This window comes from Picosynechococcus sp. PCC 11901 (genome assembly GCF_005577135.1).
Classification (GTDB): Bacteria; Cyanobacteriota; Cyanobacteriia; order Cyanobacteriales; family MRBY01; genus MRBY01.
In genome coordinates this window covers 534,400-554,990 of sequence record NZ_CP040360.1, presented here as the reverse complement: position 1 = coordinate 554,990, position 20,591 = coordinate 534,400, and the positions used below count along the sequence as shown (strand labels likewise).

Below are 20,591 nucleotides of genomic sequence, written 5' to 3'. Positions count from 1 at the left end.
CAGAAGCAAAGCCCCCCTAAATCCTCCCTTGAGGGAGGTGCCGTAGGCGGAGGGTGTCACTCCCCTAACCCCTCTCAAGAGGGGAAGAGTTGGCGGGTATGCTGGCAAGACCGATGAACTTCTCTCCTTGACGGGAGCTAGAGGGGTGGCCCCAGAGAGAGGGTGTCAATTACTTATTCGCCTGGGCCCAAACACGGGTGGGCAGACCCCAAATATAAATAAAGCCCTCCGCTGACTCATGATTAAACTTGTCATCGGCCCCGTAGGTTGCCAGATCCGGCGTGTAAATTGATTTCTCAGAACGACGACCGACGATCCGCGCTGTTCCTTTGTGAAGTTTGAGGCGCACAACGCCCGTAACCCGTTCCTGAGTTTGCTCGATAAACGCATCCACCGCTTGCTTCAGGGGCGAGAACCACAGACCCCGATAAATCAACTCGGAATAAGTCTGCTCCATGCCGCGCTTATATTGGGTCACATCGGCGGTGAGGGTTAAACTTTCCAAATCGCGGTGGGCATCCACCAGGACACACATCGCCGGAGATTCATAAATTTCGCGGGATTTAATCCCCACAACGCGGTTTTCGATCATGTCGATCCGGCCAATGCCATGGTTCCCGACGATCTCATTTAACTTAGAAATCAGAGCCACCGGGCCAAGGGCTTCGCCATTCACCGTCACTGGGACGCCTTTTTCAAAGCCAATCTCTAAATATTCCGGTTCATCGGGGGTGTCAGAAATAGCTTTCACCATTTCAAAAACCTCTTCGGGGGGTTCGCACATCGGGTCTTCGAGGGGGCCAGCCTCAATACTGCGACCGAGCAGGTTTTTATCAATACTAAACGGCGAAGATTTTTTCACGGGAAATGTCAGCCCATATTGTTCACCATAGGTAATCGCTTCTTCCCGGCTCATGCCCCATTCCCGCGCTGGGGCGAGCACTTTGATTTCTGGGTTTTGCGCCAAAATCCCCAGGTCGAAACGTACTTGGTCATTCCCTTTCGCAGTACAACCGTGGGCAACGGCATCAGCCCCATATTTTTCGGCGGCCCGGACGAGCATTTTTGCAATGAGGGGACGCGCTAAAGCGGTGGCGAGGGGATAGCGATTTTCGTAGAGGGCATTGGCTTTAATCGCTGGGAAAGCGTAATCGGTAATAAATTCTTCGCGGCCATCTTCAACGAGGGAAACTACAGCTCCAGAATTTAAGGCTTTTTGTTTAATTGGGCCTAGCTCCTCGCCTTGTCCTAAATCTGCGGCAAGGGTAATTACTTCCTTGACGCCCCATTCGTGCATGAGATAGGGAATACAAACGGATGTATCGACACCGCCGGAATAGGCGAGGACAACTTTTTCTGCGCGACCCATAGTTTAAATACCGTATATAGATGAATCAAGGCAGATTATAGCTTGACATTGCTCTGGAAAAAGCTTGAAAAAACCGGACTTTTGCTGCTATCACAAAATGCTGACAACCTTCTCCCTAAAGAGACACCCCTCTAGCTCCCCTCAAGGGGAGAGAACACCCTCCGGTCTTCGACCACCTCCCTCAAGGGAGGATCTTTGGGGGGTGGGTGAGGAGCCAGGTTTTGATGGTTTTGGCGATCGCCTCTGGGTGATTTTGGGCATCGTATTCGCTGAAGCGGAGAAAAGAAACGCCCAAGGCTTCGAGTTTGGCTTGGCGATAAGCATCTCGTTCTTGGGCGGCGAGGCTATAGTGGCTACTGCCGTCGATTTCGATGGCGAGCATCCAGTCCTTGCAATAAAAGTCAACGATAAATTGGTCAATGGGGCGTTGGCGCAGAAAGCTGACACCAAGGATTTGTTTTTTGCGGAGGTGTTGCCAGAGGATTATTTCGCCTTTGGTCATAGTTTTGCGGAGTTGGCGGGCGCGTCCGACGAGATGTTTGTTGTAGGGTAGAATTTTACGGCGCATGGGAAGGATGGTTTTTCTTTTAATCTTATGTTCTATTTTTTTGGGGACAGCCCTCTAGGGATACCACCCTCCGGTCTTCGACCACTTCCCTCAAGGGAGGATTTTTAGAACTTTCCGGAACACCGGCCAATTATCCCCTCCTGGGAGGGGTTGGGGTGGGTTAACCAGTAACCTATTGAGAACACCTCTCTAACTCCCCTGGGGGAATCCACCCTCCGCCTACGGCACCTCCCTCAAGGGACACCCCTCTAACTCCCCTATGAGGGGAGAACTTTGTGGGGGGGTGATAGGAAAAGAAAGTGGGTGGGTAATTTAGGGTTAACGGATACATGATTCCGGTTGAAGCCGGGATAAGGAGATGCCCCCAAATGAAAAATTTCACTTTTAAGCTTCTGCAACAACTCAACAAGAAGAAAGCTGACAAAGGTTTTACCCTGATCGAACTGCTCGTTGTAATCATCATCATCGGTATTTTGTCGGCTATTGCTCTACCTGCATTCTTGAATCAGGCCGCTAAAGCCAAGCAATCGGAAGCAAAACAGACTCTAGGTGCATTAAATCGTGGTCAGCAAGCTTATCGTCTTGAAGAACCTGCATTTGCACCTCGTATCGACTTATTGGCGCTAGGTGTTGATGATAGTACCAACAATTTCTCGTATGGTATTGGCACGAGTGCTCCTTTACCCGCTAGCGGATTGGCGTCCTTTAGCAGTGCTGACGGTACTAACATATCCACTACCCCCGGTAATGCTAGCGTTACAGTTGCTGCAATTAGAGCACTTGCAGTGGATCCTCAATCGGTAAGAAGCTATGCTGCAGCGGCTGCAACCTCTGTAGATGACGAAAGCAACTCAACTACAATCACTATTCTCTGTGAAGGAATAGATCCTGGCGACTCTCCCACTCTTCAATACAATGCAACTGCAACTCCTCCTTCACTAGCATGTGCTGGGGATTCCGAAGAACTTTAAATAGGTTACTGACGATGGTTGTGTGGCAATCCAATGAAGATACATTGAAAAAACTTGTAAATCTAGATATGTAGAGTCTTGTAAGAGCATTCAATCTCAAACCAAAACAATATCTAGTTGCCATAAAAATCAACAAGAAAATACAGTACTTCTCTTCTCAAGCCCATTTAAAGCGGTCAGATTTCTTGTAGTTACACGCTATAATCCTTCTGCATCCTAAGCATCTCATGGGGTTTAGGCAAGAGAGTAAAGTACTGTATTTTTTTATATATTTTTCAAGAATTAAGCACAATCCTTGAAAATCAAAAGCTTTTTAAATAGAGCATCCATACTCAATTTATCGCAGAAGATCCATGAAAAGATGCTGTGTTTTCTGTTAAAAAAAAAGAAAGACAATGCGCAAGGAATAAAAGGAATAACACTAATTGAGTTGCTAGTCGTAATCGTGATTATTGGTATTCTTTCTGCTATTTCCTTACCCGTTGTTTTAAATGTAGTAGCGAGAGCCCGCCAAAGTGAAGCCAAGGCAACTTTATCCGTACTTAATCGTGCACAACAAGTTTATTTTTTAGAAAAAAGATCTTTTTCTTCTAATATTCTCAACTTAGGTGTATTGACAAGTCTAGAAACATCTAATTTTAGTTATGGCAATGCTGGTTCACTAATCGACTATAAATTAGGAGCTGCTTATGATGCGGCAGCCAAAGATCCTGGGAGGGTTCAAGACTATTCCGCTGGTGTAACTTCCTTGGCTGCTTCGGGTATCCCTTCAATTATTTGTGAAGAAGATGGCTCTAATGTGATTGGTCCACTACCTCCTCTATTAGACAGTAGTACTGGTACCCTAGATTGTGCAGCAGGCTATATTAAACTCAGGTAGAAAGTTTTCTCTTTATTCATTCATGTTGCGGTACGTGGCGACGGCAGAAGGCGAAATACGATTCAGATAACGGAAAATCCAATACTTTAAGACTGTATCCAGAATTACAGGGAAGGTTGCAATAAAAAGGAAATTAAAATCTCGGCTCTCCGCAATACCAAAATGTTTTGCCACATTTTCGAGGATAATTTCCCAGCCATGGGGGGAGTGATAGCCCACAAAAATATCCGTAAACAAAATAATAAGAAATGCCTTTGCCGAGTCACTGAGGCCATAGACAATTTCATCTAAAAAGCCCTTTAACATCGCAATTTCGCGCTTGCTAATTAATAAAATCCCCACAAAAGCAAAGAAACTAAAAATATCTGAAAAAATGTTTTCGTAGGCGTTGTAACTTTCGGCGCGATAATCCTGGGCAATTTCTGTCGCTTTTTCTTGGATTTTTTCAGTGATTTCTGCCTCTGTGAGAGCTGGCGCTAACCCTACCAACTGCCGCATTTCTAAAGTTGCTCGGTAATGCTCTAACTCTTCAAAAGCTTCATTTTCAAGGTCGGAATTTACAAACAATGCCGGGCTTGCCTCTGTGAAAAAATGCTCCTCTACGAAGGGCGTAATTGCAATTTTCGCGAGCTGATGCACCAACAAGGGCACAATCACGAGGGTGAGAAGAAACCGAATCGAAACAGCAGTTTTGTTGCGCGATCGCCGAAATTTTGTGACGACTTCTGCTTCTGCTTCGTTGGACTTGGGATCGATCTCCTGCTGGATTCGGGAGAATGTCCGCATGATGGAGCGGGGCACGAGACCAGTTTTGTCCGATACCGTTTCCACCTTGGGTTTGTCATCGGGGCGATCGCCATTGGTTTGGGCAGTCTCGTCATTGAGGGGAACAAGGGCAACGGATTGTTTTGACAGACCACGGCCATAGCGTCCGGTGATTTCGTCAATAAAGCGTAGTTTTTCGATAATCAGGGTAGGCTTGTCGGCGGCATCGGGGTAGTAGATATTGCTCGCTTTTTTTTGGATTGTTTCCTCGGAGACGGGCACGACAGTATTAAAGGAGCGAAATTCCCGCAGGCGCACTTCGATAATTTTGAGTTGTTTGCGCACTTCCCCTTGGAAATAGCGGATCACACTGTCGCTGTAGTCGGCATTGCGGCCAGAAACGGGTTTACCACCGAAGTGTTCGAGTTCAATGGCCTGGATATTGAGGGCGGCACGGTAGGCTTGCTCCAGGGCACGGTCTGGGGTGTCGTAAAACCAGCGGCGGGCTTTTTTGATGAAAGTGCTTAGATTCATTGGGTTCAGATTTGCTTGTATGGCCTGGGCAGACACCCACAAACTATTTTTTGGGATTCCTTAATAAGGGCCACCTCTCTAACTTTCCTGAAGGGGCCACCCCTCTAACTCCCCTCAAGGGGAGAAAGTCTTTCGCCTGACGGCCACCTCCCTCTAGGGAGGATTTTGGGGAGGTTTTGTGTTAGTTGGTTATTGTAATCGAAGTAGATGGGATTGTTTGGGGGTCTGATGGGGGCAATTTGGTTACGGGGTCAGTCGCGCTCTGGGAAAACGACGGCATTGGTGGCGCGGCTAAAAGCTTGGGTAGCAGGGCAGGATCCCCAGGCGGTATTGGTGCCGGGATTATTGGTCTTGGCGGCAAATAATCAAAATCAGCGGCTGCTGGCGGACTTGATTCACCAAGAAATTCGCGGCAGCTATCCTTTTGTGAGTAAAACCCCAGTGGCGTTCATGGCCGATGAGGTAGAGCTATTTTTCCCATTAATCTGTGAACAGTTGGCGATCGCCCCTCCATTTCCCCTGCGGTTGCGGCCAGAGATGGAACAAAAGTTAGCGCGGGAACTGTGGGCCGACACCCTAGCTACCTGGGAATTACTGCCCAATGAGCGGTTTCAAAATCGTCTGGTGCGACGGCTATTGGATATTTTGCTGCTGGCGGGGGCGGCGGGCATTGCCCTAGAAGAGATTCCCCAGCGGCTGATAGCTGGACAGTTATCCCTACTGACAGGCACGGTGGCCATTGGTGCAGAGACAAACCTCCAAGAATTTACAGAAACGGCAGGAAAACTGATCCAACAGTGGCGGGATTGGTGCTTAGGACGAGGTTTTCTCACCTATGGCATTATTTACAATCTCTACGGGCAATATTTACTCAAAAATGAACAATATCAAGCTTCCCTAGGGCAACGGTTTGGGGCAATTTTCGCCGATGATGGCCAAGATTATCCGGCGATCGCCAAGGATTTAGCGGACATTTTATTAGATCAAGGTTGCACTGGGGTCTTTACAGAAAATCCCGTTGGGAGAATTCGCCTCGGTTTGAGCGGTGATCCTGATTATTGGAGCCAATTGGCGCAACGGTGCAAGGTGGTTCACCTAGAACGACCAGCGGGCCTGGGGGCGACCCTCACAGCGCAAATTCAAAAGACCGTGACCCAACCCCAGTTTGGGGGACAACTACCCGCCACCATCCAATCCATTCAAACGGTTGCCCGCGCCCAACTGCTGACACGGGTCAGTGAGCAGATTCAATTTTTAGTAAAAAATCAAGGAGTTGCGCCAGCAGACATCGCGATTATTGCGCCCGGCCTCGATGAAGTCGCTCGCTATACCCTGATGGAAAGCCTGGCCATTGCCGAAATTCCCCTAGAACCCTTGCGGGAACAGCGGCCCATTGCAAGTTCTCCCTGGGGGCGATCGCTGCTGACTTTGTTGGCGTTAATTTATCCCGGTAGTGGACGGCTAATCCAGAACCAAGCTGTAGCGGAAATGCTCATGATGCTGTCCCAGACCGCCAGCGAAAAGCCATTAATCGATCCCGTGCGGGCTGGTTTGTTGGTGGATTATTGTTTCCAGCCCGACCCGGAGCGGCCCCAACTGCTCCCAGCAACGACGATGCCCAGGGGCGATCGCCTCGGTTATCAAACCACCCAAGCCTACGAAGCCATCCGCCAGTGGATCGAGCAAACCCAAGCAACCCATCAAATTACGCCCCAGGGCATTTTGCAGACCCTAAACCAGGCAATCCAAACCTTTTATCTCCAAAAACTCGCCCCCAGCTATGGCCAACTGGCAACCCTGCGGGAACTCAGCGAGACCGCCCAACACTTTTGGCAATGTGGCGATCGCATAGGGAGTCAAGACACAACGGCAGCCCAGCTCGCTGACCTGCTGCAACTAATCCAAGCAGAAACCATTACCGCCAATCCGCGCCCCCAGTACAACTTTAACCACCAACCCCCCAATTCCATTACCCTCGCCACCATCTTTCAATACCGCTCCGCCCGTCGCCATCACCCCTATCAGTTTTGGCTGGATGCGGGATCACGTCTCTGGGAAAAAGGTGGTGCCGCAACTTTGTTTGGCTATGGCGTTTTTCAACGCAATTGGCAAGGGGAGCCTTGGTCTCTGGCGCTCGAACAACAAGGCGATCGCCAACGGCTTCAGGATATTATCCAAGACCTCCTGGCCCGCGCTGATACCCAAATTTATCTGTGCCACAGTGATTTTGGCACCAATGGCAGTGAACAGCTTGGCCCCCTCTATCCCCTCATCCAAGCCACCCAAGAATGCCTCCAATCCTCCCTTGAGGGAGGTGGCCGCTAGGCCGGAGGGTGCCATTCTCCCCTCATAGGGGAGCTAGAGAGGTGTCATTCATGATTGTTCGCTGACATCCATGTAACAAACCCTTTACAGGGGATTGCTTCTCAAAAATAAGCTGATCTAAGTTAAAAGCAAAAGCAGCCTATGATACAGTATCTCGACAGTCTGCATGAATTCTTTTAAAATGTAGGCTTCAATACAACAAAACGCCAAAATAATCTATCCCCCTATCGGAAAAAATTATAGGGAAGCAGAGATCTTATTTCTGGTGTATTCTTCGTCCTTTAAGTTATTCCTTAGGTAACTCCCGTGGTTTCAACAACTTCCCCCGCAGCAACTGAGACTGCTGTCCGTTCAGAGGTTCGTTCCGGTGCATACATTTTGATCGATAGCCTCAAGCGCCATGGTGTCGAATACATTTTTGGCTATCCCGGTGGTGCGATCCTGCCCATCTACGATGCCCTACACCCAGTGGAAGAACGGGGAGAAATTAAGCACATCCTTGTGCGCCACGAACAGGGAGCTTCCCATGCCGCCGATGGCTATGCCCGCGCGACTGGCAAAGTGGGGGTTTGTTTTGGTACCTCTGGCCCTGGGGCAACAAACCTCGTCACAGGGATTGCCACAGCCCATATGGACTCAATTCCGATGGTAGTGATTACAGGCCAAGTCACCCGCGCGGCGATCGGTACAGATGCCTTCCAGGAGACAGATATTTTTGGCATTACCCTACCCGTAGTGAAACATTCCTACGTAGTGCGGGATCCGAAAGATATGGCCCGGATCGTTGCCGAAGCCTTTTACATTGCAAGCACGGGTCGGCCCGGCCCTGTATTAGTGGATGTCCCCAAGGATGTCGGCCTGGAACTATGTGAATATATTCCCGTTGAACCCGGTGATGTGGATATCCCTGGTTACAAACCCCGCACCGAAGGAGATACCTCCAAAATTGGGGAAGCGGTACGTCTGATTTCTGAATCCCGTAAGCCGTTACTTTACGTCGGGGGCGGTGCCATTACCTCTGGTGCCCACGCAGAAATTAAAGAATTAGCCGAACAGTTCCAAATTCCAGTGACTACAACCCTAATGGGCTTGGGCGCTTTTGATGAACATAATCCCCTCTCCGTTGGGATGTTAGGGATGCATGGTTCGGCCTATGCTAATTTCGCCGTGAGTGAATGTGATCTTTTGATTGCGGTGGGTGCCCGTTTCGATGACCGGGTGACTGGCAAATTAGACGAGTTTGCCTCGGAAGCGAAGGTGATTCACATTGATATTGACCCCGCTGAGGTAGGCAAAAACCGCTTACCGGAAGTCGCCATTGTTGGTGATGTGCGCCATGTGTTGATTGAGATGTTGCAACAGCTAGGCGGCAAGGGTTTACCCCTCGGTAATAAGCCCACGGAAGAATGGCTCAATAAAATTCAAGGTTGGAAAGAAAAACATCCTTTGGTCGCGCCTCGCTTTGCGGATTCGATCTCGCCCCAGTCGGTGATTGTGGAGTTAGACCGCCAGGCTCCCCATGCCTACTACACGACGGATGTGGGTCAGCACCAGATGTGGGCGGCTCAGTTCCTGAAGAATGGCCCCCGCCGCTGGATTTCTAGTGCGGGCTTGGGCACCATGGGCTTTGGTCTCCCGGCGGCCCTAGGAGCAAAGGTGGCGATCGCCGACGAAGAGGTGATTTGTATTAGTGGGGATGCAAGCTTTCAGATGTGTTTGCAAGAGTTGGCGACCCTGGCCCAATACCAAATTAAAGTAAAGACAGTCATCCTCAACAACGGCTGGCAGGGGATGGTGCGCCAGTGGCAGCAAAACTTCTACGGTCAGCGCTATTCTTCCTCCAATATGGAAGCGGGGATGCCGAACTTTGAGCTACTCGCCCAGGCCTTTGGGGTGAAGGGGATGGTGGTGGATCATCCGGATGATCTGTCGGGGGCGATCGCTGAAATGTTGGCCCACGATGGCCCTGTGTTGTTGGACGTGCGGGTGAAAAAGGACGAAAACTGTTATCCGATGGTCATCCCCGGCAAGAGCAACGCCCACATGATGGGTTTGAATGAAGCATAACCTTTCTGAGAGTAGGTTGTTGTAGCGAAGCGATATTTAATTACTACAGCCACCTACTTTAAGGAGTGCTCCGGTGTGAAATATGAATGGGATCCAACAAAACGACTAACCAATCTGCGTAAGCATGGCATCGACTTTATAGACGTCCCGGCTATATTTGAGGGTCAGATCATAACGGTTGAAGATACTCGTTATGATTATGGAGAGCAGCGCTTTGTTACATTCGGTTTGTTGCAAGGTCGGGTTATGGCGATTGTTCATACAGAGCGCGAAAATCTCATTCGGATTATTTCTGCAAGAAAAGCCACGAAATATGAACAACAAACCTACTTCGAGCGACTCTCAAACTGACTGGCAACGCTTGGATGCTATGGACGATGCAGATCTTGATTTATCAGATTGTCCAGAAGTTACACCAGAAATGTTTGCTAAAGCCGTAGTTCGACAGGGATTAGCGGCGACGAAAAATCAGCCCCAAGGAAAACTTTATATTGATAATGATGTGTTGCAGTGGTTCCAGTCCCAAGGACAAGGCTATCAACAACAAATCAATCAATTGTTACGGGCTTATATGGAAACCCATCAGTAGCTAAGTAAAAACTAGATTTAACAGTAGAAACGATAAGCATAAATGCCAGGAGTAGGGTTTCACCTTGCTCCTTTTTTGTGGCTCGATTAGGATATAAGCCGCAGCGAATGGGGCAATTTTTTAAGGATGGCTGAACTGGTTTTACATTGGCATCGGCGAGATTTGCGGCTACAGGATAATGTCGCCTTGGCAGAAGCACGGCAACAGTCGGCCAAGGTGGTCGGCATTTTCTGCCTCGATCCGGCCATTTTAGAAAAAGAAGATGTGGCTCCGGCGCGGGTGAAGTATCTGTTAGCGTGCCTGGCAGAATTGGCAGAAAATTACCAAAAAGCGGGCAGTCAACTGCTGATTTTCCAGGGGAATCCCTTAGAGGTCTTGCCCAAAGTTGCAGAATCTCTCAAAGTCCATACGGTCTACTGGAATCTGGACGTGGAACCCTATGCCCAACAGCGGGATCACCAAATGGCGATCGCCTTGCGTGAGGTGGGAGCCAAGGTAGAAACTTTTTGGGATCAGCTCCTCCATGCCCCAGGGAAAGTCTTCACCCAGTCGAAAAAGCCCTACAGCGTGTATTCGCCGTTCTGGAAAAATTGGTCACAAAAGCCCAAAGCCGCCCCCGTTACTGCCCTCAAAGATTGCCAAGGACTGAGTGATGCAGAACAGAAATCAGCGAAAGACCTGGGGGCGATCGCCTTACCGAGTTTGGCCGATCTGGGTTTCAGTTGGGATAAACCATTTACTGTGCCCGTGGGGGAAGCTGCCAGCCTGGAGCAATTAGATAGATTTACCGAGAATTGTATTGAGAAATATGATGGCGATCGCAACTTCCCGGCGATCGATGGCACCTCTCGCCTTAGTGCCGCGTTGAAATTTGGGGCGATCGGCATTCGGACGGTTTGGCAAGCCACAGAAACGGCCCTAAAACATTGCCGCAGTAAAGAAGCAGAAGCTGGCGTCACCACCTGGCAGCAGGAATTAGCTTGGCGAGAATTTTATCAACACTGTCTCTTTTTCTTTCCGGAACTTGCCCAGGGGCCATACCGGGAAGAGTTTAAAGACTTTCCCTGGGAAAATGACGAGCAGAAATTTCAAGCTTGGTGCACTGGTCAAACGGGCTATCCGATTATTGATGCAGCGATGCGCCAACTCAACGAAACGGGCTGGATGCATAACCGCTGTCGGATGATTGTTGCCAGTTTTCTCACCAAGGATTTGATTATCGATTGGCGTTGGGGCGAAAAATATTTTATGCAAACCCTCGTTGATGGTGATCTCTCGGCCAATAATGGCGGTTGGCAGTGGAGTGCTTCCAGTGGCATGGATCCTAAACCCCTGCGAATTTTTAACCCTTATACCCAAGCTCAAAAATTTGACCCCGAAGCAGACTACATTCGCCACTGGTTGCCAGAGCTAAGCAGTTTGGATACTCAGGTTTTACTCACCGGCCAAATTCCCCGTTTACTCTGTCAGCAGCATGATTACCCAGAGCCGATTGTGGAACACCGGGTACGCCAGCGGGAATTTAAGCGGCTCTACAAATTAGTCAAAGACAAAGCCTAAACAAAACGGGTGAGATTAACGCGATAGCGTTCTTTTTTGGTCATGTTGATCTCGCCAACTTCGACGCGGCCTTTGCCCCTGAGGGAAATCAGATCGCCTGCTTTGACGTTGTAGCTGCTTTGGGTAATGGTTTTCCAGTTAACCCGCACATTCCCGCTGGTGATCGCCTCGGCCATTTTTGCCCGGGACATCCCTAAACCAGCCGAACCAATGGCATCCAAACGGAGAGAGGCTTCAACGGTGGTGAGTTCTTTCTTTTTCGGGGGGCGTACTTTTAATTCTTCGAGGGGAATCGGCCGCGTTTTCACTGGTACGGAGCGCACCTGCACTAGGGATGTTTCTAAAAAGGGCACGAGTTCCGGAATGACCAAAGCCTGGGCACCGCGATCGCCTAAGATGAGGATGTCACCGACTTTGTCCCGCACGAGCCCAGTACCGAGGAGCGAACCCAAGAAATCCCGGTGGGTCGCCGTATCAAACAAAAAATTACCGGCAATGTCCAAGGCGGCAATTTCTACATGGCTGGCATCGAGGGGAATTTCTTCGCGGGCGATCGCCAACCGTTGCCGTTCTGCTTGGGGGTAGCCACCCCCATGGACAACCTGGACTTCCGTGAGCTTGCCAAAAATTTCTAAGGCTTCGTAGAGTACCGGCGGCGAGAGAAAATCCGTCTGGACAATTTCCCAAGTGCGAATCGCTTGATCCGCTTGGTCGAGCAGCCGACTGAGTTCTGCACGGTTTTCAACGCCCTTGAGCAAATCATCCTTCGGTAAATTCATAGGCTGGGAAAAGGCGATCGCCAAATAACAAAATAGAATTTCTAGTGGAAAAACACCATCGCTCGATCATACCAAACCACCCCGTCGCCAATGCCTAAACGGTCGGGAAACCCTCCGTTTACAAACCCCAACCAAGCCATAATAATGAAAACAGTTCATTTACTCTCCTAGGAATTTCTGTGGCTATTTTTGATTGGTTTCGGCGCAAGACAACTGACAAATCCCAAGACACCTCTGAACCAACCGTTACAGAAAAACAGGTGCCAGAATCCCCCACGGAGGAAGCTGCTGCCCCCGAACCTGAGACGCCATCAACCCCAGAAATTGACTACCTAAACTGGGCGAAATCCGCTTACAAAAATATCCAAGCAAAAAAGGGTATTGAAACAACTGAGACCCCTCAACCTGAAGCCACAGAACCCCAGGAGCCAGAACTAGAATCAACGCCTGCTGAAACTGAACCAGAAACACCAGCCCCCGAACCAACGGCAGAAGCTCCAGAAACGGCTCCAGAAACAATCGAAGCAATTACTCCTCAACCGGAAGCCCCAGCAGAAGCAGTTTCCCCAGAACCAGACAGTGAACCAACCGAGATTGAAGCCGCCGCAACCGTCGCGCCCGTTGCCCCAGAACCAGAGCCGGAAGTAATTGCTGCCGAAGTAGAGAGTACCCCAGATAGCGAGACAGTAGCGGAACCAGAACCGGAAACTACCCCAGCAACACCCGCTTGGATGCAAAAGTCCGACGGCCTCGAAAAGCTTAAAGAAACGGCGATTGATACGGAAGGGCTAGAGTTTGACGAGAATTTCCTCTGGTCTGCCAAGGTGCTTGCTGATCAAGGCCGTGATGCCAGTGATATTTCCCTCGAAGAAATTGAATGGCTCAAAAAGCTCCGGGATGGTCTCGGTAAAACCCGCCGTAGTTTGGTCAATCAACTCAAGGCTGTGGTGGGTCAAGGGCCGCTCAATGACGAAGCAGTCTTAGAAATTGAATCGCTCCTACTCCAGGCTGATGTGGGCATTGAGGCCACCGATTACATCATCGAAACCCTCCAGGAACGACTCCGCCAGGAAGCGCTGCCCCCCGAAGCGGCGATCGCCTATCTCAAAGAAATCCTCCGGGATATCCTCGACAAACCCCTGGCGAAATTACCCAGTACCGAATTTGCTCCCGAAGCCGACAAGCTCAATGTCTGGATGCTCACTGGCGTCAACGGTGCCGGTAAAACCACCACCATCGGTAAACTGGCCCACCTTGCCAACCAATCGGGTTATCGCTGCGTCATTGCTGCTGCTGATACCTTCCGGGCCGCTGCCGTCGAACAGGTAAAAGTCTGGGGCGAAAGAACTGACACTCCTGTAATCGCCAACCCCGGTAAAAATACTGATCCCGCAGCGGTGGTTTTTGATGGTATTACCGCCGCCCAAGCACGGCAGGCACAAATTTTGCTCGTGGATACGGCTGGCCGCTTACAAAATAAGAAAAACTTGATGGATGAACTGGCGAAAATCCGGCGGATTGTCGATAAAAAAGCTCCCGATGCCCAGGTGGAATCCCTCTTAGTCCTAGATGCAACCCTCGGCCAAAATGGTCTACGGCAAGCCCAAGTTTTCTCGGAAGCGGCAAAACTCAGTGGCGTTGTCCTGACAAAATTAGATGGTACGGCCCGGGGTGGTGTTGCTCTAGCGGTGAGCCAACAACTCGGTTTACCAATTCGCTTTATCGGCGCTGGGGAAGGGATTGAAGATCTCCGACCCTTCTCTAGTTATGAATTTGTTGAAGCGCTGCTGGATGGCTAGACTCCAGTAAAATCAAAAATCTTGAGAGGCGGCTATTTGCATTAAGCAACCGCCTTTTTTTGTGGCTTGCAGAATCCTTCGCTTTTGTCACAAAGGATTTAGGCAGATGAAAAATCCCAGTATGCTAAAGGTTAATTCGGCCAGTGCGCAGCAGTTGGTAACCGGAGGTCATGGAGGCAAGGGAAATAAAGAGTTGCCAGAGACTGACAGGGGTGAGAATCGCGCGTCCCCCTGCAAAGATCAAAAGAATTGAGGCCCCAATTAAAATCCAACCCAAGACACGGTTATCTTTTGGGAGGGTGAAGAGGGAAACGACGCCACCAGCCAGGGTCATGACGGCAAGATCGGCAGAAATACCACGCCAAAAAGAATAGCGATAGCCGCCGGTTGTGAAAAAGATATTTTTACCCAGAAAATAAATGCCCAAAAGAATCAAGCCAAGGCCGATTAATTTACCGAGAAATTTCATTGTTTTTTGTTCCTAGCAATGCTTTAGTGTAGCGAATACCATGATTCATCTGATTTATTCTGATCAATTTCTTGACCATGACACGGGGCGCTCCCACCCAGAAAGTCCGCGACGGTTAATGGCGATCGCCCAAGCCCTGAGAACAGTTTCCTGGGCGAACCAAATTCAGTGGCACGAACCAACGGCGATCGCCTCACGGGATCCGTTGCCCTGGGTGCGCCAATTACATGATGACTATTACCTAAAACAACTGGAAAAATTAGCGGCATCCGGGGGCGGCTATTGGGATCCAGATACCCCCGTTTCACCCCAAAGTTTTAACGTGGCACTTTTGGCGGTCAATGCTTGTTTAGATGGGGTGAATTTAGCGCTTCAAACCAAGGAGCCTGTATTTGCCTTGGTGCGGCCTCCCGGTCATCACGCCACCCGCAGCACAGGGATGGGATTTTGCCTGTTGGGAAATGTGGCGATCGCCGCCCATTATGCCTTGGGTTTAGCGGGCGTTAAAAAAGTGGCGATCCTCGATTGGGATGTCCACCACGGCAACGGCACAGAATATTTAGTCGAGGAAAATCCCCAGATTATTTATTGTTCTCTCCATCAGGATCCTGCGTATCCCGGCACCGGCCAGGCGCACCATCACGGTAGCCACCAAAATATTTTAAATATTCCCCTCAAGCCCGGTGCAGACCAAAGGATCTATGTCCAAAAATTCCAGGACGTGGTTTTGCCCTACCTGCAAAAGTTTCAACCAGATCTATTAATCGTCAGTGCAGGCTACGATGCCACCGCCAAAGATCCCTTAGCGGGAATGAATCTCCAGCCCCAGGATTACAAAGTTTTTAGCGAATTTTGCCAGCAGTTACCTTGTCCAATGGTGTTTGCCCTAGAAGGGGGCTATCATCTCCAAACCTTGGCGGAATCAGTAGTAGCCACCTTGGAACCTTTCGTTCAATAGGGCAGATGAATTTCACCAAGGAGCGCCGGACATTTTGCCCCTGTTACCTTTGGCAGATTTCCTGGAAATTCTTTCATGCGCCAGTAGGCTAATACCGCAAAGGCGATCGCCTCTTTGGCATCGTGGTTTAACCCAAGCTCATCGGTACTTCTGACGGGAATCTGATTTCCGAACGCAACTTGTAGACGTTTTTTGAGATAACTATTGCGGCACCCGCCCCCACACAGAAAAATTTCGTCGGGCAGTTGGGGTAAAAAGAGTTCATAGTTTCGCTGAACCGTTAACGCCGTGAATTCCGTCAAACTTGCGAGCCAATCCGCCTCTGTAAGTTGGAACTCTTGAGCATCCTGCCAACATTTTTCCAAGAAGGCAATCCCGAAATATTCTCGACCCGTGGACTTGGGCGGTAACTGCTCCACAAAAGGATCGCCCAGCCAGCGCTGCACTAAATCTACATGGGGGGTGCCCTGGGATGCCCAAATTCCATCCTGGTCGTAGGCTTGGGCACCGTTGGTTAATTTTTGAATCGCTAAATCCAACAGCACATTGCCGGGGCCAGTATCCCAACCGATCACGTAATTTTCCCAATCGGCCTGGTTTTTGGGTGGCAAATAGGTGACATTGCCGATGCCACCCAAGTTTTGAATACAGCGGTGTTTCGTCGAGTCAGCCAAAAGATAGGCATCGACCTTCGGCACAAGCGGCGCGCCCTGTCCCCCGGCTGCCAGATCTGCCCGGCGAAAATTACTCACCGTTGGCAAGTTTGTTTGTTGGGCGATCGCCTCACCACGACCCAGTTGCCAACTCAAACCCAAGTTGCCGTTGGGAGGACGATGGAAAATAGTTTGTCCGTGGGAACCGATTAATTCTGCTTTGCTGTAACGTTCCTGGAGTTGTATCGCCGCAGTAGCAAAACTGTGGGCAATTTCGTCATCAAGGGCCGCAAATTCCAAGGCACTTAATTTTTCTCCGGCACACACTGCGAGGATTTTTTCCCGGAGTTCAGACGGATAAGAATAGGTCGTAAAGCCGAGTAATTCAATTTCAATAGCGTCGGCTTCCCCCTGAATCTCTACCAGGGCTGCATCAATGCCATCCACCGAAGTGCCGCTCATTAAACCAATTACTCGCATAGATTCTTTCCCCCAAAAGGCGATCGCCACTTTATTATCACCCAACCTTTAAGATGCAGAAATTCTTCATTTCGATGAAGCGTTGGAGCCGATCCGTCACAATAGAAGAATTGTCCATGTTTTAGAATCACACACCTGCTATGGCTGCTCCCTCTCGCTTGCGCCGACTTCTGGCCTACCTCAAACCCTATCAACGGGACATTTGGCTAGGGATTGGCGCCCTCATTCTTGTCAATGGCCTGGGCGTTTATCTGCCGATTATCCTCAGTAATACAGTAGATTCCCTCCAAACAGATGTCGGCCTAGGTAATTTAACCCGTGCTGTTTTGTTAATGTTGCTCCTCGCCTCGGTCATGTGGGGAATTCGGATGCTCTCTCGCATTGCGATTTTTGGTGTTGGTCGGCAAGTGGAGTTTGATCTAAAGCAAAAAATCTTCCAACATCTCCTCACCCTAGAGCCTGCATACTTCGCCAATCAGTCCTCTGGAGATTTAATCAACCGGGCCACCAGTGATGTGGATAATGTGCGCCGTCTCCTGGGTTTTTCCGTGCTCAGTCTAGCCAATACGGTGTTTGCCTATGCGATGACCTTACCCGTGATGTTGTCGCTCCATGGCAAGCTCAGTGTGATGGCGATCGCCGTTTATCCAGCCATGTTACTCACGGTGCAACTGTTTAGTGGTCGGTTGCGGGACGAACAAAAAGAAGTCCAAGAGGAGCTTTCAGAACTCAGTCAACTGATCCAAGAAGACATGAGTGGCATTTCTTTGATCAAAATCTATGCCCAAGAAGCCAACGAACGCCAAGCCTTTGACAAGCAAAATCAGAAGTTGCTACAAGCCAATCTTGGCCTCGCCCGGATTCGGAATTTACTCTTTCCGATTATCGAAGGAATTTCTTATATCAGCCTATTGATCCTGCTGATCTTTGGGACGAGGGCCATTACCGCTGATGAACTGACGGTGGGGAATTTTATCGCCCTCATTTTATTAGTCGAACGCTTGGTGGTGCCTACGGCTCTACTGGGCTTCACGATTACGTCCTATCAACGGGGTGAAGTGAGCATTGATCGCATTGAAGCCATCCTCGACAATCAACCACTCATTCAAGACCGCACTACGGCCCATTCTCTGGATCGTCATCAGGTCGAAGGCCAAATTGTTGCCAAGCATCTTTCTTTTACTTACCCCGGCGACAATCGTCCGGCCCTAGACGACCTCAATTTCACAATTAACCCCGGTGAAATCATCGCCATTGTGGGATCTATTGGTGCAGGCAAATCGACCCTTGCCAATGCTCTGCCCCGTCTAATTGATATCGAACCCGGTCAATTATTCCTTGATGGGCAAGATCTCACTAATATTCGTCTCCAAGATTTACGCCAGGCGATCGCCTATGTTCCCCAAGAAAGTTTTCTCTTCAGCAGTCAAATCCGTGACAACATCGCCTACGGATTACCTGGTAGCGACCAACCCGAAATTGAATCCTCCGCCCAACAGGCACAAATCCACCACGAAATCTTGAACTTCCCCCGGCAATACAACACCCTTGTCGGTGAACGCGGCATCACCCTTTCCGGTGGACAGCGCCAGCGTAGTTCCCTGGCCCGGGCTTTTATGATCGATGCCCCTGTCCTCATCCTCGATGATGCTCTCTCTAGCGTCGATAACAAAACAGCCACCGAAATTCTCGACTACCTCTCCCACTCCCCACAAAACAAAACCGTCATCTTCATCACCCACCAGCTCTCCGCCGCCGCCAAAGGCGATCGTATTTTCGTCATGGATCACGGCAAAATCGTCCAAACCGGCATTCACGAAGAGTTAATTAACCAAGACGGACTATACAAACAACTCTGGGAGCAAAACCAACTCGCGGCAATCCTCACCTAATTGAGAGCGATACAAAAATGTAGGGAGGTGGTTGTCAAATCCAGATTGAGGGGCTTAAGGACTTAAAGTTCCAAATTTTTCTCATCCCAAACCCCTTGTTCTGAGGGCATTCCAGGGATTTTTCATTCAAACACCGAAAAAAGATTGAAAAAAGGTGTTGACATCTCCGGGTTGTGTGGTTAATATAGTTAAGCGCGGTTGAGAGAGACGCACTGAACCGCCGCCCCGAACCGAGACAAAAGAATAGAATTTGAAAGTGACTATCCACCCCCTTGTTTTGAACAAGATTATAACAAGTGAGCTGGTTGAGATTGAAACAATCGATACCAAGGAACTTAGTTAAGGATAAAGAGAGCCTTAAAAAACATCTCTTGCTAAAGACGAGTGAAAATTCTAAGGAATGAGTAAGGAGTCTAATATGGAGAGTTTGATCCTGGCTCAGGATGAACGCTGGCGGTATGCCTAACACATGCAAGTCGAACGAAGCCTTCGGGCTTAGTGGCGGACGGGTGAGTAACGCGTGAGAATCTGCCTTCAGGACGGGGACAACAGTTGGAAACGACTGCTAATACCCGATATGCCGAGAGGTGAAATCTTTTTTGGCCTGAAGATGAGCTCGCGTCTGATTAGCTAGTTGGTGGTGTAAGGGACCACCAAGGCGACGATCAGTAGCTGGTCTGAGAGGATGAGCAGCCACACTGGGACTGAGACACGGCCCAGACTCCTACGGGAGGCAGCAGTGGGGAATTTTCCGCAATGGGCGAAAGCCTGACGGAGCAATACCGCGTGAGGGAGGAAGGTCTTTGGATTGTAAACCTCTTTTCTCAGGGAAGAATATTGACGGTACCTGAGGAATAAGCACCGGCTAACTCCGTGCCAGCAGCCGCGGTAATACGGAGGGTGCAAGCGTTATCCGGAATTATTGGGCGTAAAGAGTCCGTAGGTGGTCATGCAAGTCTGCTGTCAAAGCCCACAGCTTAACTGTGGATCGGCGGTGGAAACTGTGTGACTTGAGTACGGTAGGGGTAGAGGGAATTCCCAGTGTAGCGGTGAAATGCGTAGATATTGGGAAGAACACCGGTGGCGAAAGCGCTCTACTGGACCGTAACTGACACTGAGGGACGAAAGCTAAGGTAGCGAAAGGGATTAGATACCCCTGTAGTCTTAGCCGTAAACGATGGATACTAGGCGTTGTCTGTATCGACCCGGACAGTGCCGAAGCTAACGCGTTAAGTATCCCGCCTGGGGAGTACGCACGCAAGTGTGAAACTCAAAGGAATTGACGGGGGCCCGCACAAGCGGTGGAGTATGTGGTTTAATTCGATGCAACGCGAAGAACCTTACCAAGATTTGACATCCCGTGAATCTTGCAGAGATGCGAGAGTGCCTTCGGGAGCACGGAGACAGGTGGTGCATGGCTGTCGTCAGCTCGTGTCGTGAGATGTTGGGTTAAGTCCCGCAACGAGCGCAACCCTCGTCCTTAGTTGCCAGCATTAAGTTGGGCACTCTAGGGAGACTGCCGGGGACAACTCGGAGGAAGGTGGGGATGACGTCAAGTCATCATGCCCCTTACATTTTGGGCTACACACGTACTACAATGGTCGGGACAAAGGGCAGCAACCCCGCGAGGGCAAGCGAATCTCATCAAACCCGGCCTCAGTTCAGATTGCAGGCTGCAACTCGCCTGCATGAAGGAGGAATCGCTAGTAATCGCAGGTCAGCATACTGCGGTGAATCCGTTCCCGGGCCTTGTACACACCGCCCGTCACACCATGGAAGCTGGCAACGCCCGAAGTCGTTACTCTAACCGTTCGCGGAGGAGGGCGCCGAAGGCAGTGCTAGTGACTGGGGTGAAGTCGTAACAAGGTAGCCGTACCGGAAGGTGTGGCTGGATCACCTCCTTTTAGGGAGACCTAACCTACTGAAGTTTGAA

The 20,591-nt window shown here is 49.9% G+C and carries 16 protein-coding genes and 1 rRNA gene; 11 read left to right on the top strand and 6 right to left on the bottom strand.

Annotated features, from left to right (window positions below; all coding sequences use genetic code 11):
- Window positions 1-169: 169 nt before the first annotated feature.
- Both FEK30_RS03685 and FEK30_RS03680 read right to left on the bottom strand, forming a co-directional pair.
- A complete protein-coding gene (locus tag FEK30_RS03685; RefSeq protein WP_030007671.1) occupies window positions 170-1,369 on the bottom strand; it encodes an argininosuccinate synthase in 1,200 nt (399 codons plus the stop codon).
- Window positions 1,370-1,550: 181 nt separating this feature from the next.
- Complete coding sequence (locus FEK30_RS03680) at window positions 1,551-1,937, bottom strand: endonuclease domain-containing protein (RefSeq protein WP_138071865.1); 387 nt, start codon at window positions 1,935-1,937, stop codon at window positions 1,551-1,553.
- Window positions 1,938-2,305: 368 nt separating this feature from the next.
- Between FEK30_RS03680 and FEK30_RS03675 the strand changes: the two genes are divergently transcribed.
- On the top strand, window positions 2,306-2,908 hold the full coding sequence (locus FEK30_RS03675; protein ID WP_138071863.1) for a type IV pilin-like G/H family protein: 603 nt from the start codon (window positions 2,306-2,308) through the stop codon (window positions 2,906-2,908).
- 295 nt (window positions 2,909-3,203) lie between these two features.
- On the top strand, window positions 3,204-3,788 hold the full coding sequence (locus FEK30_RS03670) for a type IV pilin protein (protein WP_138071861.1): 585 nt from the start codon (window positions 3,204-3,206) through the stop codon (window positions 3,786-3,788).
- Window positions 3,789-3,800: 12 nt separating this feature from the next.
- Here the strand turns inward: FEK30_RS03670 and FEK30_RS03665 are convergent, their stop codons facing one another.
- Window positions 3,801-5,087 (bottom strand): proton extrusion protein PcxA, encoded by a 1,287-nt coding sequence (locus tag FEK30_RS03665; protein WP_138071859.1) that lies wholly within the window; start codon window positions 5,085-5,087, stop codon window positions 3,801-3,803.
- A gap of 207 nt (window positions 5,088-5,294) precedes the next feature.
- On the opposite strand from FEK30_RS03665, the gene FEK30_RS03660 reads away from it, so the two are divergent.
- From FEK30_RS03660 to FEK30_RS03640, 5 genes are all read left to right on the top strand, one after another.
- Window positions 5,295-7,412: a hypothetical protein gene (locus tag FEK30_RS03660; protein WP_255447934.1), complete on the top strand. Its 2,118-nt coding sequence runs from the start codon at window positions 5,295-5,297 to the stop codon at window positions 7,410-7,412.
- A gap of 306 nt (window positions 7,413-7,718) precedes the next feature.
- Window positions 7,719-9,479: a biosynthetic-type acetolactate synthase large subunit gene (gene ilvB, locus FEK30_RS03655; protein ID WP_138071857.1), complete on the top strand. Its 1,761-nt coding sequence runs from the start codon at window positions 7,719-7,721 to the stop codon at window positions 9,477-9,479.
- A gap of 75 nt (window positions 9,480-9,554) precedes the next feature.
- The gene (locus FEK30_RS03650; protein WP_138071854.1) at window positions 9,555-9,830 is read left to right on the top strand and encodes a BrnT family toxin; all 276 of its coding nucleotides are present in this window, start codon (window positions 9,555-9,557) and stop codon (window positions 9,828-9,830) included.
- Window positions 9,793-10,068, top strand: coding sequence for a BrnA antitoxin family protein (locus tag FEK30_RS03645; RefSeq protein ID WP_138071852.1), 276 nt, complete (start codon window positions 9,793-9,795; stop codon window positions 10,066-10,068). Before FEK30_RS03650 ends, FEK30_RS03645 begins: the two co-directional genes overlap by 38 nt.
- A gap of 126 nt (window positions 10,069-10,194) precedes the next feature.
- Complete coding sequence (locus FEK30_RS03640; protein WP_138071850.1) at window positions 10,195-11,628, top strand: FAD-binding domain-containing protein; 1,434 nt, start codon at window positions 10,195-10,197, stop codon at window positions 11,626-11,628.
- On the opposite strand, the gene FEK30_RS03635 is transcribed toward FEK30_RS03640, so the two are convergent.
- Window positions 11,625-12,407 (bottom strand): photosystem II electron transport protein, Sll1252 family, encoded by a 783-nt coding sequence (locus FEK30_RS03635; RefSeq protein ID WP_138071848.1) that lies wholly within the window; start codon window positions 12,405-12,407, stop codon window positions 11,625-11,627. The genes FEK30_RS03640 and FEK30_RS03635 overlap by 4 nt on opposite strands.
- A 179-nt stretch (window positions 12,408-12,586) precedes the next feature.
- Between FEK30_RS03635 and ftsY the strand changes: the two genes are divergently transcribed.
- Complete coding sequence (ftsY, locus tag FEK30_RS03630) at window positions 12,587-14,206, top strand: signal recognition particle-docking protein FtsY (RefSeq protein WP_220094736.1); 1,620 nt, start codon at window positions 12,587-12,589, stop codon at window positions 14,204-14,206.
- A gap of 124 nt (window positions 14,207-14,330) precedes the next feature.
- Here ftsY and FEK30_RS03625 read toward each other — a convergent pair whose 3' ends face one another.
- Window positions 14,331-14,675, bottom strand: coding sequence for a hypothetical protein (locus FEK30_RS03625; protein ID WP_099240093.1), 345 nt, complete (start codon window positions 14,673-14,675; stop codon window positions 14,331-14,333).
- A 40-nt stretch (window positions 14,676-14,715) separates the two neighbouring features.
- Between FEK30_RS03625 and FEK30_RS03620 the strand changes: the two genes are divergently transcribed.
- Window positions 14,716-15,633, top strand: coding sequence for a histone deacetylase family protein (locus tag FEK30_RS03620; RefSeq protein WP_138071846.1), 918 nt, complete (start codon window positions 14,716-14,718; stop codon window positions 15,631-15,633).
- Here the strand turns inward: FEK30_RS03620 and FEK30_RS03615 are convergent.
- The gene (locus tag FEK30_RS03615; RefSeq protein WP_138073732.1) at window positions 15,627-16,766 is read right to left on the bottom strand and encodes an anhydro-N-acetylmuramic acid kinase; all 1,140 of its coding nucleotides are present in this window, start codon (window positions 16,764-16,766) and stop codon (window positions 15,627-15,629) included. The two genes, FEK30_RS03620 and FEK30_RS03615, sit on opposite strands and share 7 nt — an antisense overlap.
- Window positions 16,767-16,906: 140 nt before the next feature.
- Between FEK30_RS03615 and FEK30_RS03610 the strand changes: the two genes are divergently transcribed.
- Window positions 16,907-18,658, top strand: coding sequence for an ABC transporter ATP-binding protein (locus FEK30_RS03610; RefSeq protein ID WP_138071844.1), 1,752 nt, complete (start codon window positions 16,907-16,909; stop codon window positions 18,656-18,658).
- Between the two features lie 415 nt (window positions 18,659-19,073).
- Window positions 19,074-20,562, top strand: a 16S ribosomal RNA gene (locus tag FEK30_RS03605).
- The last annotated feature ends 29 nt before the right edge of the window (window positions 20,563-20,591 follow it).